The following is an 18,603-nucleotide window of genomic DNA, read 5'->3' on the forward strand; positions in this document are numbered from 1 at the left end:
ATTTCTCCTTTGATTGTAATTTAGGGATTCAGTATTAGTAATAGTCGTAGTGATCGTTGAAGCTGCTAAAAGTCTCTTTCGGAACCAGAATGCTGGCTACGATGTAGATTAGGGCAACAGTACCAAAGCTGAAGAATGCGGCCACAACAGCGATCAGCCGGATCAGCGTCGTATCAACATTCAAGTACTGGGCCAAACCTCCGCACAAGCCGGTAACCTTTTTGTCTCTTTCGGAACGGAATAGTTTTTTCATAATTATAAATCTTCCTCTCTTGTAATGGGTAAGCCCGAAGGCTGTTCGTCTTAGCCGTTATTTATGTCTTAATTGTAAAGGGATATGGGGCATGGCAAAACGGCCTGAGGACTGTTTTTGAATCCAGACCTAAGGCGGGGACGGTTCCCGCAGGAAGACGGGGGAATGTGCAGCTCTCTTTTAACATAAGGCAGCAGTTCATTGAATCCCGGCTTAACACTGGCGCACTATACTGTATCTATCTATTTCCTCCAATAGCCTGCAAGATTGATGAACATCCGGAGTATACAATGAAGATAAGGGAGGACCTTTCGTGGGAATTCATAAATATTTTCGCTCATTAAATGAACTGGAGCGGATTATCCGCTGCCCGGGTAAATTCAAATTCGAGGAGCACAGCGTCGCGGCCCATTCCTGGAAGGTTGTACAATATGCCAAGACGCTGGCCGATATCGAGGAAAAGCATGGTGCGGTGATCGACTGGAAGAAGCTGTACGAGATTACGAGCAGCCATGATTACGGGGAGATTTTTATCGGAGACATTAAAACCCCGGTGAAGCATTCCTCGCTGCAGCTGCGCTCGCTGATTCAGCAGGTTGAGGAGGGAATGGTCCACAACTTCATCGAAGAGCATATCCCGGAGGAGTTCAAGGCGATTTTCTTCCAGCAGCTGCGTGAAGGCAAAGATGAGTCGGTGGAGGGCCTGATCCTGGAGGTTGCCGACAAAATGGACCAGGTGTATGAGGCTTTTGCTGAAATGCAAAGGGGAAACACGGAGAAGGAATTTGTGGTCATGTACCGCAATGCGCTGATCAAGATCAAGAACATTGACCTGAAGTGTGTGGACTATTTCCTGGCAGAGATTCTGCCGGACATGGTAAATGAGGAGACTTTGTCTCCGGTGGATATCAGAAGGATTACGGAAGAGGCACTGGCTCTGTAGTGAGCGGGTGCTCTTTTTTTTGTGGGGGGAATTAACGTTGATTCTGTCATATAGAAAATGATGTATAATTCACTTGGGAGATGATCAGCAATTATGTACAATAAAAGTGCTTTTGCAAATTCTATAGACCCATATCTCAGCTACACCCAAATGCCCTGGGGCAGGTTGTTTTATGGAACAGCTTGGCATCAAATTGATCAGTTTCTGACCGGCGGGAAGCAAAAAATACTGGATATCGGCTGCGGCTTTGGCATCTCAAGCAATGAATATAATAGAAAAGGACATGACGTTACCGGCGTTGAACCGGCACAGGAAATGCTGGACATTGCGGTAAAAGACGGGCAGAGCGTGCGCTACATCAATGATACTTTGAGCAGGCTGCTGGTGGTCTGGGGATGTACGGCTGGATCTTTTGCCACAACATTCTGGAGTACAGTGAAGATCCGGTAACCTTTCTTAATCTTCTGGCAGGCTGTCAGCAAGAAGGCGGCTATCTCTCATTGATTGCACATAATCCGGCAGCGAAAGTGATGAAAAAGGCCATCCTCGGCAAAGACCCTGAAAGTGCGCTTGCCAGCCTCGGCAGCAGCAGGGATTACAGCTCGGTTATTGGAACGGATATTATCATCTACACGTATGAGCAGCTAACAGGATGGCTTCATCAGGCAGGCTATGAAATGGCCGGGTATTACGGGATACATAATGTCTACGGTTATATAACGGACAATGAACTCAAGCAGTCGGAAGAATGGCACCATAAAGCGGCGGCAATGGAGCTTGCGCTTGGCAGTGTCAGCCCGTACAGAGACATAGCCCAATTCACACATATTATAGCTAAAAAAGTACAAGACAGGGCGGAGGCGTAACAGGTGGGTAAAGGAAGTATCATTCTGCTGAACGGAGTTTCAAGCTCCGGCAAAAGCACGCTGGCCAAGGCGCTGATTAAAAGGCTGCCGGATTATTTTCACTACAGTATCGATGATTTTGACCTGGTGATCGAGCGGATGGAAGACCGGGATCACGGCCGGTTAATTCCTGTGCCGACAGAGTATTTTTATCACCGGACGATTGCCATGTTTGCGGACAAGGGTGTTAACCTGATTGCGGATCATGTCATCCATGACCCTTTCACCAGAACAGACTGGTTAGAGAGCCTTGCCGGATACGATGTGCTGCGGGTGGGCGTCCATTGTCCGCCGGAGGAGCTTGAACGCAGGGAGCGCGAACGGGGAGACCGGAGAATCGGGCAGGCGCTGGAGCAGCTGGATTTTGTACATAAGGACGAAGTGTATGATTTAGAGGTGGACACCTGTGTAAATAGTCTGGAGGAATGTGTAAACAAAATCCTGGGAAGGGTTTCATAACACGGGGGATACATTTTGAAGCGAAATTGAGTGAGCGGGGATTCGAAAAAAACTGTCTCACAGGCGCTTAACACCTGCGGGACAGTCCCTCATGGTAAGCTTATGTATTGGCAAAATGAAACCTGCGGCAATACTCTTCCAATTTGGCAAAGGATAAAGAATAGAAAGTCAGGTGCTGATCGCCGCTGACGCCGGTACTCTTGACGGAGCAGGGCCAGGCTGCAAACCGTGCACATAATTTCTCCAGCTGCTGCTGGCTTGCGGGTACCCAGAACTGCACCCTGCTTACCCCGGGATTGCCTGCCTTCATTTCAGCGAGAAGACCATTGAGCATGCGCATGAACAGCGGTGTGCTGCGGTATTCTTCCTGTATGTAAGCTATCTCTACGTGACAAACATGCCTGTCCTCGTAATCATGGGCTCCGGTACCGTAGACAAATCCGGCTGCACCGACGATACCATAAGGCTCGTCCTCGAACATCAGAAGCGCTCTGCCCATGGTGATCGGACTGCTGAAGAAGCTCAGCTTGGCTGCAAAAGAATAAGGCAGATTCAAGCTTGCATGATGCGTAATCAAATACTGGATGTAGGCTGTAGTATCCATCTCCAGATTACAGGGGCGGATAAAAAACGGCATTATTTAACCAGTACTCTGAGCGAATCATTAACTCTGACAATTTTTCCGAAGCCGCTGCCTTTTTTGATTTCTTTTACACTTGGTGGAATGGGTACCATGTCTGTGTCCTCCTTTTTCCATTAATTTCTTCGTTATTTCAAATTTAATCTATCAAATTTTTGAAGTCTTGTCCATAAGGAATCCAGGTCCGAGCAAAATATAATTTCCTCCCCAATCTCGCCTTGTCTGGTATAGCTCGAAGTGTTAAATTTGGCATACAAATTGCAGACATACACATTATCAGCGAAGGCGGCCATACGGATCTCCTGAACTTCCGGATGTGCTGCGCGAATGGCCTCAACCAGATACTTCAGCCCCTTCAAAAAGAGCCTCGTCCCGCGGACCGCCTGGTCAAACACGGTAAAATCAACAAGCACGGTCCCTTTATCCAAAAAGTTATGCTCGGGAGTTCCGTGATAATAGGCGCCTGCTGCCAGCACATCACCCTCGTCATTGGTAATCTGAAGCAGATGACCCTCCGTAATATAGTTGTATAGAAGCGTCACCATATCCATGGTCATATAGGAAAGATGCAGATCATGTCTGCGTTCAATCAGGAAAGAACTAACCTTCGCATAATCCTCGTCGGTGGTGCAGCGCGCACAGGTGGTGGTCATGACCGTATCCCCTTTATATTCATATTTAGTTTATGTTTGTTGACCAAATGTCTGCCCAAGCGAAATCCATGCTGCTTCTCCCATAAACCGCTGTATATCCCATCCAGGCGCAGCAGCTCGGCATGTGTTCCCGACTCGGCGATCCGTCCTTCATGGAACACATAAATCCTGTCTGCATTCACGGTGGAGGCGAGCCGGTGAGTAACCGAGATAATCGTCATCTGTCCGCGCAGACCCAGCAGCAGCCGGCTGATGTCTGCTTCGGTAGCGGCATCCAGCGCAGAAGTGATTTCATCCAGCAGCAGCACCTGCGGACTTCTCAGTAAAGCTCTTGCCAGCGCCAGCCGCTGGCGCTGGCCGCCGGACAGGGGGCCGCCTTCACCGGGCAGCAGGGTGTCGTACCCTTCGGGCAAAGCCATGATCGTCTCATGAATCCGGGCAGCACGGGCGGCCTCATGCATGATTTCCTCGGATACGGCGCTGTGGTCCAGCAGCAGATTCTCGCGGATGCTGGCCTGGAAGAGGAATGTATCCTGGGTTACGAGTGTCAATTCCTTACGCAGTGAAGCTTCGCTGACTTCACGAAGATCTGTTCCGCCAATCCGGACTGTGCCTGTCTGCGGATCATGGAAGCGGGCCAGCAGCCGAAGCGCCGTGGTCTTGCCTGAGCCGCTTAGTCCTACCAGGGCGACGTAGCTGCCGGAAGGAACGGACAGGCTGACTTCCTGCAATATCGCCGGGCCTTCCCCATATCCAAACGTTACCCCGTCCATCTCCACCGTCAACCCTGCAGAAGGCAACACAACCGGGCGAACGGCCTCCGGCACCTCCGGCTTGAGATTCATAATATCTCTGATCCGGGTGAAGCTGACCGTAGAATCAATCAGGTTAGGAATCAGAAATGATAGATTATTTGCGGCTTGGCCTACACTCATAAACAGGGTAAAGAAGGCCATGAAACCCCCGATGGTCATGTCGCCCCGGAAGATGAAATATCCCCCTAAGCTGATCATGATACCGTTCAGCAGAAGCAAGGATGCCTGCGGCAGCCGCTCCATAAGCGAATTTATTCTATGTAATCCCGTTCCGGTCCGGAACAGTTCACCGATATACAGGTCTGCTCTTGTGCCTATCCTGTCCTGCTGGTGGAGACTGCGGATCGTCCGCTGGCCCCTGACCGCTTCATCTATGATATTGGAGAAGCGTTCCTGTGCTTCCTTATAGCTCCGGTTGGCCTTTTCGGCTTGTCCCAGCAGCAGTCTGGGTGCAATGAACATGAGCGATGCTCCGGCCAATACGGCAAGTGTAAGCTTCCATTCAATAGAGAAAAGAAGCACGAGGCCTAGAAGCGTGCTGCCGGTTTCGCGCAGCAGCAGAGGACAGGAGACACGGATCACCTGTTCCATCGACGACATGTCCCCGATAAAACGGCTGATTAAATCACCAGTACGGTAGCGCTCATAGAAGGGGGAGGATTGCCGCTGCAGCTGACCGAATAATTCAGCCCGCATCTGCCGGATCACACCGCCCGCCAGTCTGCTGAGTGAATAATCCCCGGCCTGAGCCGCCGCAAGATTCAGCAGGCCGCCTGCAAGCAGGACCATAAGGATCACAATGAAGGACTGCAAATCTTTCGGGACAAAGGCGTCATCCACAAGGTACTGCAAGCTCAGCGGAGCAGCCGCTGCATAAATAATTTCGATAACACTGCTGATCAGAAATACGGCAAATAACAGACGATGCCCGGCAAATCCCCGGATAATCGTCTTGACAAAAATGAGCATCTAACCCCTCCCATGCCCAATATCGTACAGGATATCCCGGGGACTGTAAACGGTCGGGAGGCATTGTTCACAAAGAGAGTTATCCGGGATATAACTGGTTAACCCAAACCGCAATATTCACAAGAAAAAGCCCAATATAAACAAAGTTCTTTGCAGAACTCTGTCCTATAATGAACTTGCTGTTATACATATCACCTATATAAAGGAGTTTGTATTCCATGAAAGACTATAAGGCGCCGGATCGTACGCTGAAGCTGTTCAGCAGCGGTCAAACGGTATTCATTTATGCGGCAGAGAACGAGAACAATGCGGTACAGATTGCAGCGGATAACTTGGTGCGGGATATTGGGCGGGTAAGCGGGGGGAAGGCTGTTCTTTCGCAGGAGCTGGAGAAATGCAGTGTCGTTATCGGAACGTTAGGGACAGATGCACAGCTTGCGGTGACGTTAAAAGATAAAAAAGTATCCTTAGAGAAGCTTAAGCTGGAGGACGGTACTTGCCGCTGGGAAGCCTATCTTCAGGAAGTGGCAGACGGCGTGCTGTATATTATCGGGACCGACAGACGTGGTACGGTCTACGGAATTTATGACCTCTGTGAGGAGATGGGGATATCGCCTTGGCATTTCTGGGGGGATGTGCCTGTCAAAGCCAAAAGCGTGGTTGAGCTTGCCCTTCCTTACAGCAAGGCGGACTGGCCGTCTGTGAAGTACCGGGGGATTTTTATTAATGATGAAGAAGAGCTGCACGACTGGGCGAAGCTCCATACGCCGGATGACACCATCGGACCCGATACCTACAAGCATATATTTGAGCTGCTGCTGCGCCTGAAAGCGAATTATATTTGGCCGGCGATGCATGTGAACTATTTTAACGGAAATCCGGAAAACGGGGCGCTGGCCGAGCAGATGGGGATCGTCGTCGGAACCTCGCACTGTGATATGCTGCTGCGCAGCAACCAGAATGAATGGGAGCCGTGGATTAGGAGCAAGGGGTACACGGATGCCGTCTATGACTATTCCATTGAGGGCAGAAACCGCGAGATTCTGCAGGAATATTGGCGGGAAAGCGTGGAGCTGAACCGGAATTACGAAGTCAGCTTTACAATGGGCATGCGCGGTATCCACGATTCCGGGTTCCATACCCGCTCGATAGATGAAGACGCTTCCTTGAACGAGGAAGAGAAGATGCAGGCCAAAGTCCGTCTCCTTGGTCAGGTCATCAAAGATCAGAGACAGATCCTGATAGAGGTGCTGGGCGAAGAAAAGGGGCGTGAGGCTCTACAAACCTTTGTGCCTTACAAAGAGGTGCTGACACTGTACGACCGCGGGCTTGAGCTGCCGGATGATCTGACGCTGATCTGGGCGAATGACAATTTTGGCCATGTGCGGCGTTATCCTACTCAAGCTGAGCGCGCGCGCAGCGGGGGGAACGGACTGTATTATCATGCTTCTTACTGGGCGCATCCCGGTACGGCGATGAGTTATCTTTTTATTAATTCCACGCCGCTCGCCCACATGGGCAATGAACTGAAGAAGTCCTATGAATCCGGTATTCAAAAAACATGGGTGCTGAATATAGGCGGACTGAAGCCTGTGGAGCAGGATATGGAGTATTTCCTCCGCTATGGCTGGGAAGCCGGCAAGGAAACAGGCTGGACCAAGAATACACTTGCGTTCAATGAGCATTGGATCAACTCCAACTTCTCCGGCAGCCATGGAGCGGAAGCCGCGCAGCTGTATGAGATTTTTGCCCAGGTGACCAATGTACGCAAAATCGAGCATATGAACTCCAAAGTGTTCCCGCAAAATGTATACGGAGATGAGGCCGGGCGCAGACTGATGCTGCTCGAGGATATTTTCCGGCGCGGTAATGCCATTCTGAAAAGTCTGCCGGCAGAAGAGCAGGCCGCATTCTTCCAGCTGTTCCTGATGAAGATCCACGCGTCCTACTACACTAATCATGAGTACTATTATGCTGACCGCAGTGTGCTGTCCTATGAACGCGGCAATATGCAGGCGGCCGACAGCTATGTGGAATATGCCAAAGCCATGCTGGACAACAAGCGGAGCATGCTGCATTTCTACAACAAGAAGATGAGCGGGGGAAAATGGGACGGAATTCTCACACCCGAGAGCTTTCCGCCGCCGCCGACAGCGATGTATCCGGTCAGAATGCCTGCGCTGAGCATTGCCGGGAGCGGCATTAAGGTGAGTCTTTGGAATGAGGGGGAAACACTTAGCTTTCCGGCGTATGGTCAAAGCCAAAAGTGGCTCGAAATCGGCAATCAGGGGGCTGGCAGTGTTCCGGTTACTCTAGAGATCGGGGAGGGGTCAGAGTGGCTGAACCTGTCGGAAACAGAAGTGACTGTGCAGACGGAAAAAAGAATTCTGGTCACCGTAACCGCTCCTCTGGCGCATGCGGGCAGTCAGGGACTGATTACTGTCCATAACCGGTTAGACGGAAGCAAGACTCCGGTAAAAGTGCAGGTGGAGGCAGCCGGACCGCTTCCGGAAGGCTTTATTGGTTATGTCGAAGGTGACGGGTATGTGTCCATGCCTGCTGCCGGAGATGATGGAAGCTTCCGCAGCGTGAACAGGGATGCGTCTTCCGGCAGTGCCGGGTGGATCACGGTTCCGGGAATCGGAAGGCATGAAGGGCCGGCCGTTATGGCCTGGAATCCGGAGCTGCGTCCGCTGGGCGGGGAGCTTATGGATCATCCATGTCTGGAGTACAGCTTTTATGTACACGGGGACGGGACGCCTTTGCTGGAGATCTACCGGTTCCTTACGCTGAACTCTACGGGCAGAATCCGTTTTGGAATAGGTGTCGACAGTGAAGAACCGGTGATGGTGGAGTCCGTTACCCGGGATGAGCTGCTGGGGAACTGGCAGGAAGCGGTGTTCAACAACGGGGAAAAAATGACGCTTGCGCTCCCGTTCCTGTCCGCAGGCAGCCATATCCTGAAGCTGTACATGGTCGATCAATATGTGACTATCAGCAAGCTGGTGCTGTATACGAAGGAGCGGAAGGGTTCCAATCTGGGGCCTGTGACCAGCTGGCATACGGATACTCCGGCTGCTGAATACGGGTTGGAGAGTCCGTCTGCCGATTGGGAGGCTATTGAAGAGCTGAGCAAGGCATTTTATCTGACGGCAGCTGAAGAGGTTCCGCCGCTTAATCTGCTGTATACGGGCAAAGCATTTTTTGAGAGCCGGAATAATGTATTTCTGAAATGCCATCAATTGCCGCAGGAGACCCTGGGGGAAAAACGGTATGCGGGCTTGTATGATAATGTCAGCGGCGTGAAGGACCTGCTGGGTGAATTTGGTTCCGGTGTGTTCAAGGAAGTGGGCGGCGTGGTGGCCATCGAGGCTGAATATGCGCTGGAGAATTCGGAGAATGCATACCTTACGCCAAGCACAGATGGTTCCGGATTGTCATGGAGCCATTTAGAGGCGGAGACGAACGGCAGAACCGGTCTGGCTATGCATGTTGAGGGGCGGGGGCTTTTGTGGCAGGAACCGGAGGCAGCACCCGGAATGCATTATCGGATGAATATTCAGACTCCGGGCAAGTATCTGGTCTGGATGCTGATCAGGCATTACACCAATAAATCCGACTCCTGCAACCTGGCGGTGGACGGCAAGGTGATCCCGCTGTCCGAACAGTTCGGACGGGGGGAGCTGCATACCTACAACACTTCCTACGTGTATTACTGGAGTGTTATCGCTGAGATTGAACTGTCTGCGGGTGAGCATACGTTCTCCATCCTGGCCAGAAAGTCCGAGTTCAGAGTGGACCGGATTTATCTGACCACCGGTGATGAGCTTCCGCCTGTGGATGCAGCGTGGAAGGATTCGGCCAGGGGCGGGGAGTAGGGAACTAATTTTAAAAATCATAGGCCGTTAGGCAAGATAAATTTAACTAGAATTATTCTTTAACTGATCGTTTTCCAAACGAAGGAAAAAACGATCAATAATGGTCTGACTATCGAGTACAATGTTTTGAATAAACGCAGCAACTTTCTTGTGGATCTCTGAGACGTTATGGAAAAACACGTTGTCTTAATAACATCCGAATTCAACCATGAAGGGACTAAGCGAACTCGCGCTTAATATATTCGCCAATGAGATAGAGCGCTCAGCTATATTTACTTTCAAAGCCTACTTCGTGTGGAACCGAGGATACGATCGTCGCTTGTAGTTTGTACTCTTTATCCGTAGCAGGTGATCCAGCAAAGAGATCCGGTATCATTGGCTAAAGCCAGAGGAGTAAAGACAGCTGATGTTTTATGGGAAGCGCGAAAGAAAAGTTCAGAGTTAATCGTAGTAAGAGCGCATATGCAGGAATATATCAATACATCAATGTATAAATGCAGAGTGTTGAGATAATTGAATCGTTCACTGCCTTAGTTGAACCTTACTCTATAGATGAGATGTTTTGTGAATTCACCGGATCGATGCATTTGTCTGCAAACAGTGCTTACGATTTAGATGAAACAAATACAGACCAAAATTTATAGTGAAACAGGCATCTATGCTCGTGCTGGAATTGGAGAGAGTACAAAAATAATACATCGTCAAAAAACGTAATTGCTTACATAAACATCGTTAATGGACGATGTATTTTATTTGAAAACAGAAAATAGAATTTACTTAGCAAAATTAATGTTTATGGTTGCATCATTTGCTGTTTTATCCCACGTAACACTTGCACCCAATGCCTCAGAAATAAATCGTAAATTCACATAGAATATATTGCTTGTCGGTTCAAGTGATGGTGCTTGGTTAAGAACCACCTTCTCCCCGTTTAAAAATGCATCATAAGAATTATTGGTTAAGACTATAAGTTTGTTATCTTTTGAAGCCGTCACTGTTTTTGTACTGTTATCCCATTCAATTGCCATACCATACTTTTCAAATATTGGACGCATGGGGACAAGCGTAGTTCCAAGATAAGTGACATTCGCATAAATATCTAACTTTTCTCCATTGATGTAAATGTTCGGATTGCTTCGTGAAGCAAAGACGCTTGTCCCCCCCATCATTAATGTTATAACAGTAGCGAACGCAAATGCTTTACTTAAAGCCTTCATATGCTTCCTCCTAAAAATTGAGTGGACAATAGATGTTTAGATCTATTGTCCACTATTTTAATTGTATATGTCACTATTTACAACAATTGTAATTACATTATTTCCACTTACAGTCACATTTGAATGATCGTTTAGTGGTCCCGATAAGACGCTGCTAGAAATAGGTGTTCCATCTACTTTAATATTTGAAAATGTCGTTTTGTTCTTTCCTGTGTCATTTAATGACCAAACTGTTGACAGCAGTTTCCATCTACTTATTGAAGCGATATTCCAGCTTGCATTTGATTCCATTATCGTAATATTCGGTGTGTCTTTAAGTGTATAGCCACCAAGTGTCGGGCAAATCGATGTCCCGTCAATTTTAATTCTTACTTTTCCGTTGTAATTGTACCAAAAATACATTAAAGGAGCTGTACCAGGCTTGTATCCATTTTTAGATTGCACTTCTTTATAATTTGGATCAAATGTCGCACTTTGATATTGATCCCAACCAGTATTTGTCTCGCTAACGTATGGTCTATTCTTTTTCTTAAGAATAATTACTGGCTTCCACCCGTAAGATGTAGAACTCGGGCCTAAATTATTATATAGTTCTACTCCCATGTCCGCTGCCCAAGAACCAATACCATCAGCAACAGTAGTGGTATATTCAAATCCGCCATAATTGAAAGCAATGTGGTTCGGTCTGTCCAGACTCACTATACTACTGTCTGCTAACGGTAGTTGCATAAGTGCCATAAGATAGCTACCAGTAGCATTAACATTCATTCGGCCACCTACACCATCTCCAATAAAGCCTGCCCTAAGTGCAACATCGCCACTTTTGGCTTGATCAAACTCTTCAACATTACTAGTCAGAAAACTTTCTACATTGCTATCTTTTTTATCGACCACCAAAAGTTGGGGTTCAGCACTTGCGGATTCTTCATAAAAATAAGTGTAGTTTTCATCAAAAGTAATGTAATCATAAGTAGTTGGGTCAGAACTTTTTGCAAATGCTGTATTGCTTATGGCTTTACTATTTCTTTCTTCTCTAACAGCGTTTTGTGCAATTTGCAGTATTGTCGATAGTTGATTGTCTGCAACTTTTTGAGTCTCTTGATGCACTACCTTGATTTCTTCTAACTCAAGGTTTGAAAGTGTTAGTTCACCTTCTTCAGCATTTACAGATAAAGGGGATAAAGCAAAGCTTGAAACGAGAAACAGTGATAATATTTTTTTACTGTAATTCATATAATTACCTCCTTGTTGGAAAAAAGTAATTATATGGTTAATATAGAGAAGAAAATAGTATTTTTGTTATTGTTAGTATTTGTTAATATGACTATAATATTTCGTTTCTATCGATACTATTTAAATCTTGAAATATTATATAACAACTGCTACGCAGTTTATAAGTAGATTCTTTAGACGAACAAACGGAGAAGTCAATACTACATATCTTTGACAGATTACATCAACAAGGAATGACACTAATTATTGTTACTCATGACAATGCCTTCTCAAGTCATTGTCAACATGTGTACGAACTGACTTATAAAGCTCTACATTATAAAAACTAAAAGAATAAGTGTTACTTCATCCAAAATAAAATTTATATACCATATTTGATGTATTACTTTGGGCAGCGATTCTTCAAATGAGAAACGCTGCTTTTTTGCTGTTAATGCTTAGCCGCCTCCTTCAGCTTCATATCCCTGAATTTCTTGGGCGTAAAGCCCGTAACTTTACGGAATTCCGTGATGAAGTTGGTATAGTTCTGGAATCCGGACTGGAAGCAGGCTTCGGTGACGTTTTTGCCTTCGGCCAGCAGGATGCGGGAGAGGGAGATGCGTTTCAGCAGAATGTAGCGGAAGATCGTCGTGCCGGTCTCTGCTTTGAAAATATGACAGAGATGGTATTTGTTCAGGGCCAATGCAGCCGCAATCTGGTCGAGGGTCAGCGCTTCGAGAATATGCTCATCCACATAAGTGATAATCTCCCTGACGTTAGGCGGATAATGGGCGGCGGCGCTGTCCCTCAGGTCCTCCTGCTGGAACAGAGTGTTCACCATCACGAGAATCTGCAGCAGACGGGAGTGGATCAGCAGATCATTGCCGAACCCGCCGGAATCGCGCGCCTCATGCATCTCCTTTACCAGCCTCGTGAACAGCATGACCTGCTCCGGTTCCAGCCGGATGGCATTTCTCGTCCCGATCTCCCGTCTGACAAAGCAGGTGGTCAAATCGGTCTGTTCCGTTGAATACTGGTGGAGAAAGGTGGGAGGGATGTGGATATATATTCTTTTATAATATTCGTTCGTTAAAAGTACGGCCTTGTGCATCTCGAGATCATTGCAGATCATCAAGGTGCCGGGCTGGATCGGGTAACAGGAGTCGTGCACGTAAAAGTTAAGGTCACCTTCCAGCAAAAGATACAGCTCATAATGCTCATGAATATGAAAATCGCGGTTAAAGGGCTTCCGGGTAACCAGTGTTTCAAAATCCAATTCGCCTGAGACCAAAATGTCCATATCAAAGTACCCCTGTTATAAAATATCGATGCGGCTATACATACAACCATAATAACTTTTGGCGGCCTAATTATCAAAAAAAGCCTTTCCCCGCAACCGGTACGGCGCTGAGAAAGGCTTCAAGGTCACACAAGGTGCAGAGCAGTCTGCAGATGCAGACCTGAATCAGGCTTCCGCTACCGGGAACTGGAAATACTCCTTGGCATTGCGGTAGCAGATGTCCTGAACGATGCCTCCCAGGAACTCAAGGTCCCCCGGAGCTTCGCCGCTCACCACCCAGCCTCCGATCAGATTGCAGAGAATCCGGCGGAAATACTCATGGCGCGTATAGGACAGGAAGGATCTGGAGTCGGTCAGCATACCCACAAAGCAGCTCAGCAGTCCCAGGTTCGACAAGGAGGTCATTTGCTTGATCATGCCGTCCTTCTGGTCGTTGTACCACCATCCGGAGCCGAACTGGATTTTTCCTTTAATTCCGCTTCCCTGAAAAGAGCCGGCCATCGCCGCCAGCACATCATTATGTCCTGCGTTCAGATTGTACAGAATCGTTCTAGGAAGCTCATTCGTCCGGTCCAGCCCGTCCAGCAATTTGTACAGGCTATCAGCGAAGCTGCCGTCTCCGATCGTGTCAAAGCCCGTATCCGGACCCAGCGCGCTGAACATGCGCGTATTGGGATTGCGGATTGCTCCAATATGCAGCTGCATAGCCCAGCCGTGGGCGGCATATTTGCGGCCCATGGCCAGGAATAACGCAGTAGTGTACTGGTCGCTTTCCAGCCGGGTTAAGGCTTCGCCCTTCAGGCGTTTGCTGAAGATGGTCTCCAGGACGGACGCCGTTGCTTCCGCAAAGGGAAGATGCGAGAACGCATGGTCAGAGATTTTGCAGCCATGGGCGTCAAAGTATTCAATCCGTTCCAGCAAAGCACGTTCCATAGCGGCATAAGAAGTGATCTCATAGCCAACCGCCTGCTCCAGGCTGTGGACATAATCCGCGAAGGTGTCCAGATCGATCTGCAGGGCTTTGTCCGGCCGGAAGGTCGGTGTGACCCCGGTTTTGAACGCCTGCTGTCCGGCAATCTGCCCATGATAGCGGAGGTCGTCGATGGGATCATCGGTCGTGCAGATCCACTGCACATTGGAGCGGGTAATCAGCCCCTGGGCTGAGAAGCTGTCCGTGGCAATAAGTGCATTACAATGATCGTAAATGCGCTGCCAGTTCTGCGGGGTAAGCGGCTCCTCTACGCCGAAGTAGGCCTTCAGCTCCAGTGCAGACCAATGGTACAGCGGATTGCCGACCGTAAAGGGCAGCACCCCGCTCCACTTGGCAAACTTTTCGGCATCAGATGCATCGCCGGTAATATATTTTTCTTCCACACCGAACGTTCTGAGCGCGCGTCATTTATAATGATCTCCGCCCAGCCAGACCTCTGTAATACTGCCAAAGCGTTTGTTCTCTGCAATGGCTTTCGGGTCCAGATGGCAATGGTAGTCGATAATGGGGAGGTGTTTGGCATACTCATGGTACAGTATCCGGGCTTCCTCAGACTGCAGCAGAAAATCCTCTTGAATGAGTCCCTTCATCTCTCATGCTCCCTTACCTTTTATTTCAGATACTTCTCCAGTGTGCTTCTTACCGCTCCGGGACCGGCCAGCATTTCCAGGAACATGCCTTCGATCTTGCCGCCGAGGCCGATCCCGTACAAATGAACACCAAAAAGCTGCTCATCCTCCAGAATCGCCCGGATGTTCGCGCTCTTGTCCCCGAGAGACACGCCCTGCAAATGACCCTGCAGCGATTCCAGCAGCGGATCTGGACTGAGTGTAAAAGCTTCGCCTTCGTCATTTACGCCAAGCAGGTAGCGGCACCAGGTGGCGATAGCCAGCGGAACCGCGGTCAGTGAAGCCGGATCAAGGTCTTCTCTGCGGACATAGGATTTGATGGTTTCGCCGAAGCGGATGCCTACCTTTTGGGAGGTATCTGTAGCAATGCGCTGCGGGGTATCCGGAATAAACGGGTTGGCAAAACGCTCGGTCAGTACTTCATCGAGGAACTGCTTCGGACTTAAGATGCCCGGGTCCACGACAACCGGCAGACCTTCCCTGTAACCGATAATTTCAACGAATTTGCGCAGTGTATCATCCTTCATCTCATCGGCAATCAGAGTGTAACCGAGCAGGCATCCCGATACGGCAAGGGCTGTATGTAATGGATTCAGACAGGTGGTCACCTTCATGGTTTCCACCTTATTTACCGTATCACGGTCGGTAAAAATAATACCCGCTTCCTCAAGGGCCGGGCGGCCGTTCGTGAACTTGTCTTCAATGACCAGGTATTCGCTGATCTCTGCGTTGACGAAAGGCGCAGTATATGTGTTCTTGGAGGTCACGATAATGTCCATTTCACCGATACCCTGTTCCAGCAGCGCAGCCTGAACCGTCTCTGACGGGCGGGGTGTAATTTTGTCGATCATGGACAGAGGGAAGGTGATCAGCTGCTCATTCTCCAGATAGCTGACAAAGCCGTCTTCCACCAGTCCTTTGGCTGCCCATTCCTTGGCGATGGTGACCATGCCGTTCTTCAGCTTATCGCCGTTGTGGGAGCAGTTGTCCATGCTGACAAAGGTCATCGGATAGGCCCCCTTCAGATACCTCTTGTATGCAAGAGAAGAGACAATGCTCATGGCATGCAACGGCTGTTCCGGACCGCCTTCAATGTCCTTCTTAACAATGCCCAGATATTGCCCGTCAGGGCCTGTCAGCGAGTACCCTTTCTCTGTGATCGTAAAGCTGGCCATCTGCAGACTGGGATTTTCGAAGATCTCTTTCAGCCGGCGGTCATCTTCTTCACGGTTCTTATCCGCTGCAATGCCTTCGGTGATGCTGCTGATGATTTTCTTCTGGAAACCGCCCTTCGCGTTCATCAGCACGAGCAGGGTCAGGTTGTCATAAGGTTTATAGACCTTATCGATCATCTCAAAATCAAAGGTCTCTGCAGCGATGATGCCGGTATCCGCCCTGCCGTTATCCAGCAGCTTCTGGTGGGCATTCGCAACGAATCCGCGGAAAATATTGCCTGCGCCGAAATGTATCCATTCCGGGCGCAGCTCAGTATTCTTGGCTACCTGTTCAAGATTGAATTGCGGAAGCTCAACTCCCGCGGCAGTCCAGGCTTCTTGTTCTTCCCGGATGCTGTCTCTGGTGAGGCGCAGCATTTATTGGGCCTCCTTAACATTCTCCAGACTGTCCCAGACGCCGAGCAGATACATGATGCCCATCGCTCTGTCGTACAGGCCATACCCCGGACGGCAGTTCTTTTCTTCGCCCCACAGATGGCGGCCGTGGTCCGGACGGACGTAACCGGTATAACCGCTCTCATGATAGGCTTTGACCACTTCAGGCACATCGACGCTGCCGTCGCGGCCGCGGTGGGATACCTCAATAAAGTCCCCGTTATCGAATACCTTCACATTGCGGATATGGGCAAAATAAATGCGGTCATGGAACTCGCGGATCATGGCCGGCAGATCGTTCTGCGGGTTGGTACCGAGCGAGCCGGTACAGAAGGTCAGGCCGTTATACGGGCTTGGAACCATATCCAGGAACCGGCGGATAGTGTCGCGGCTGCGGATAATGCGCGGCAGGCCAAAGATCGGCCAGGCCGGATCGTCAGGGTGGATGGCCATTTTGATGTCCATCTCTTCACATACCGGAATAATCCGCTCCAGGAAGTACTTGAGGTTGTCGAACAGGATATCTTCAGTCACACCCGCATAAGCGGCGAACAGCTCATCAAGCCTGGCCAGACGCTCCGGCTCCCAGCCCGGCATGGTGAACTCTCCGGCGCCTTTCAGAATCCGGTCGACCATTTCGCGCGGGTTATCGGTAATGGCAGCCTTTTCATAAAAGAGTGCGTTCGATCCGTCCGGCAGCTCCTTGTACAGCTCAGTGCGCGTCCAGTCAAAGACAGGCATGAAATTATAGCAGATCACCTTAACGCCGACCTTGGCCAGCTTGCGGATCGTATCTATATAAATATCGATATATTTATCACGGGACGGCAGGCCGATTTTGATATCATCATGAACGTTGACGCTTTCAACTACAGCAGTGCTGAACCCCTTGCTGGTGATCTGATCCGCCACTTCCTGGATCCGTTCCATTTCCCACACTTCTCCGGCCACCTTCTCGTGCAGGGACCAGACAATACCCATTACGCCCGGAATTTGCCGGACATGGTCAAGTGTAATATTGTCGTTGCCTTCGCCATACCATCTCCACGTCATGTTCATTGATAAAAGACCTCCTGTGAGCTTCGATTGAGTAATCTTGTATACAAGATTTTCTTGATCATAAAATAAGCATGGTGCTTTGTCAACATAATTAAATCAAGGCACTCAGCGGGGGGACGGCGCATATATTCTGTTTTTTTATGGATAATTTTATTTGTGATAAATTTTATGTATACTAGTTGTATCTGTTATTAATTGTGGAAAGCAGGAGAAGCAATGTCGATCAAAGCTGAAATTCTGAGTACGCTAAAACATGAGATCCTCACCCTGAACCTGAAGCCCGGCACCATCCTGAGTGAGACTTCACTTTCCGAGCAGTATCAGATTTCCCGGACACCGCTGCGCGATGTGCTCAAACAGCTTGCGCTGGAATCCTATACCGACATTTATCCGAAAAAAGGGAACATTGTCTCTTTTATCGATCTGGAGTCTGTTGAACAAATAACGTATCTGCGCAGCACACTGGAGAAGGAGATCCTCAAGGATTTGTCTGCCACCCTTACGTTGACCGGAGTGCATGAGCTTAGGGATATTCTGGAGAAGCAGAAGGAAACCATTGCGGGGGAGAGTGATATGGACGCTTTTCTCGCGTTGGACGACTCTTTCCACCGGGCCTTGTACAGGCTTGCCGGACGCGAATTTTTATGGAATCTGATCCAGCAGTCGAATGTGCACTATCTCAGGTACCGCCGGCTGCACATGCTGGAGAAGCAAAAGCTTGAGGGAATCTGGAAGGAGCACCAATCCATACTGGAGCTGCTGGTACACAAGGATACGGAGCGGATCGGCCCCCTGATTCATCATCATCTCCGTGAGGATATCCATTCGCTGGATTTTCAGCACAATTACTCGGAGTATCTTAAAAGATAGGCCGGCATACGATGCATACTGCAGGTTTTTACACAGAGCAGCTGCTCTTCCGTCAAGCGGAGGGCGGCTGCTTTTTTGTGGAGCGCGTATGGATGAAGCTGAGTGGAATTTCTCCCTCTAATTCTCTGAAAAATACTGGTATTACAATACTTGTTGGAAAAACTCCGCTTATATGAATTAAATGACTCCCTTACTGCTTT

15 protein-coding genes and 1 pseudogene are annotated in these 18,603 nt (G+C 49.0%); 6 read left to right on the forward strand and 10 right to left on the reverse strand.

Translation table 11 applies throughout. From position 1 onward, the window contains the following. Positions 1 to 34: 34 nt before the first annotated feature. Entirely contained in the window at positions 35 to 253 is a 219-nt protein-coding gene (locus C2I18_RS18890) for a PspC domain-containing protein (protein ID WP_249897289.1), read from the reverse strand. A 313-nt stretch (positions 254 to 566) separates the two neighbouring features. Here C2I18_RS18890 and C2I18_RS18895 point away from each other — a divergent pair, with 313 nt between their 5' ends. From C2I18_RS18895 to C2I18_RS18910, 4 genes are all read left to right on the forward strand, one after another. Continuing rightward, on the forward strand, positions 567 to 1,196 hold the full coding sequence (locus tag C2I18_RS18895) for a YfbR-like 5'-deoxynucleotidase (RefSeq protein ID WP_249897290.1): 630 nt from the start codon (positions 567 to 569) through the stop codon (positions 1,194 to 1,196). 93 nt (positions 1,197 to 1,289) lie between these two features. Further along, the gene (locus tag C2I18_RS18900; protein WP_249897291.1) at positions 1,290 to 1,646 is read left to right on the forward strand and encodes a class I SAM-dependent methyltransferase; all 357 of its coding nucleotides are present in this window, start codon (positions 1,290 to 1,292) and stop codon (positions 1,644 to 1,646) included. Next, the gene (locus C2I18_RS18905) at positions 1,592 to 2,062 is read left to right on the forward strand and encodes a class I SAM-dependent methyltransferase (protein WP_249897292.1); all 471 of its coding nucleotides are present in this window, start codon (positions 1,592 to 1,594) and stop codon (positions 2,060 to 2,062) included. The genes C2I18_RS18900 and C2I18_RS18905 overlap by 55 nt, the downstream gene beginning before the upstream one ends. Positions 2,063 to 2,065: 3 nt before the next feature. Further along, positions 2,066 to 2,560: a phosphotransferase-like protein gene (locus C2I18_RS18910; protein ID WP_249897293.1), complete on the forward strand. Its 495-nt coding sequence runs from the start codon at positions 2,066 to 2,068 to the stop codon at positions 2,558 to 2,560. 100 nt (positions 2,561 to 2,660) lie between these two features. Here C2I18_RS18910 and C2I18_RS18915 read toward each other — a convergent pair whose 3' ends face one another. The 3 genes from C2I18_RS18915 to C2I18_RS18925 form a co-directional block, all read right to left on the reverse strand. Beyond that, the gene (locus C2I18_RS18915; RefSeq protein ID WP_249897294.1) at positions 2,661 to 3,197 is read right to left on the reverse strand and encodes a hypothetical protein; all 537 of its coding nucleotides are present in this window, start codon (positions 3,195 to 3,197) and stop codon (positions 2,661 to 2,663) included. Between the two features lie 131 nt (positions 3,198 to 3,328). Beyond that, positions 3,329 to 3,853 carry a hypothetical protein gene (locus tag C2I18_RS18920; RefSeq protein ID WP_249897295.1) on the reverse strand — a complete coding sequence of 175 codons (525 nt, stop codon included), beginning with the start codon at positions 3,851 to 3,853 and terminating at the stop codon, positions 3,329 to 3,331. After that, a complete protein-coding gene (locus C2I18_RS18925) occupies positions 3,850 to 5,637 on the reverse strand; it encodes an ABC transporter ATP-binding protein (RefSeq protein ID WP_249897296.1) in 1,788 nt (595 codons plus the stop codon). The genes C2I18_RS18920 and C2I18_RS18925 overlap by 4 nt, the downstream gene beginning before the upstream one ends. A 218-nt stretch (positions 5,638 to 5,855) precedes the next feature. Between C2I18_RS18925 and C2I18_RS18930 the strand changes: the two genes are divergently transcribed. Beyond that, entirely contained in the window at positions 5,856 to 9,515 is a 3,660-nt protein-coding gene (locus tag C2I18_RS18930; protein WP_249897297.1) for a glycosyl hydrolase 115 family protein, read from the forward strand. 773 nt (positions 9,516 to 10,288) lie between these two features. Here C2I18_RS18930 and C2I18_RS18935 read toward each other — a convergent pair. The 6 genes and pseudogenes from C2I18_RS18935 to uxuA form a co-directional block, all read right to left on the reverse strand. Further along, entirely contained in the window at positions 10,289 to 10,732 is a 444-nt protein-coding gene (locus C2I18_RS18935; RefSeq protein WP_249897298.1) for a stalk domain-containing protein, read from the reverse strand. A 57-nt stretch (positions 10,733 to 10,789) separates the two neighbouring features. Next, positions 10,790 to 11,965 carry a YrpD family protein gene (locus C2I18_RS18940; RefSeq protein ID WP_249897299.1) on the reverse strand — a complete coding sequence of 392 codons (1,176 nt, stop codon included), beginning with the start codon at positions 11,963 to 11,965 and terminating at the stop codon, positions 10,790 to 10,792. A 430-nt stretch (positions 11,966 to 12,395) separates the two neighbouring features. After that, entirely contained in the window at positions 12,396 to 13,244 is an 849-nt protein-coding gene (locus C2I18_RS18945) for an AraC family transcriptional regulator (protein WP_249897300.1), read from the reverse strand. Between the two features lie 165 nt (positions 13,245 to 13,409). Continuing rightward, positions 13,410 to 14,825: pseudogene (uxaC, locus tag C2I18_RS18950) on the reverse strand (glucuronate isomerase). 20 nt (positions 14,826 to 14,845) lie between these two features. After that, a complete protein-coding gene (locus tag C2I18_RS18955; protein WP_249897301.1) occupies positions 14,846 to 16,456 on the reverse strand; it encodes a mannitol dehydrogenase family protein in 1,611 nt (536 codons plus the stop codon). Beyond that, on the reverse strand, positions 16,457 to 17,533 hold the full coding sequence (gene uxuA / locus C2I18_RS18960; RefSeq protein ID WP_249897302.1) for a mannonate dehydratase: 1,077 nt from the start codon (positions 17,531 to 17,533) through the stop codon (positions 16,457 to 16,459). 216 nt (positions 17,534 to 17,749) lie between these two features. On the opposite strand from uxuA, the gene C2I18_RS18965 reads away from it, so the two are divergent. Then, positions 17,750 to 18,403 carry a GntR family transcriptional regulator gene (locus C2I18_RS18965; protein ID WP_249897303.1) on the forward strand — a complete coding sequence of 218 codons (654 nt, stop codon included), beginning with the start codon at positions 17,750 to 17,752 and terminating at the stop codon, positions 18,401 to 18,403. The last annotated feature ends 200 nt before the right edge of the window (positions 18,404 to 18,603 follow it).

This window comes from Paenibacillus sp. PK3_47, from assembly GCF_023520895.1.
GTDB lineage: Bacteria > Bacillota > Bacilli > Paenibacillales > Paenibacillaceae > Paenibacillus_AQ.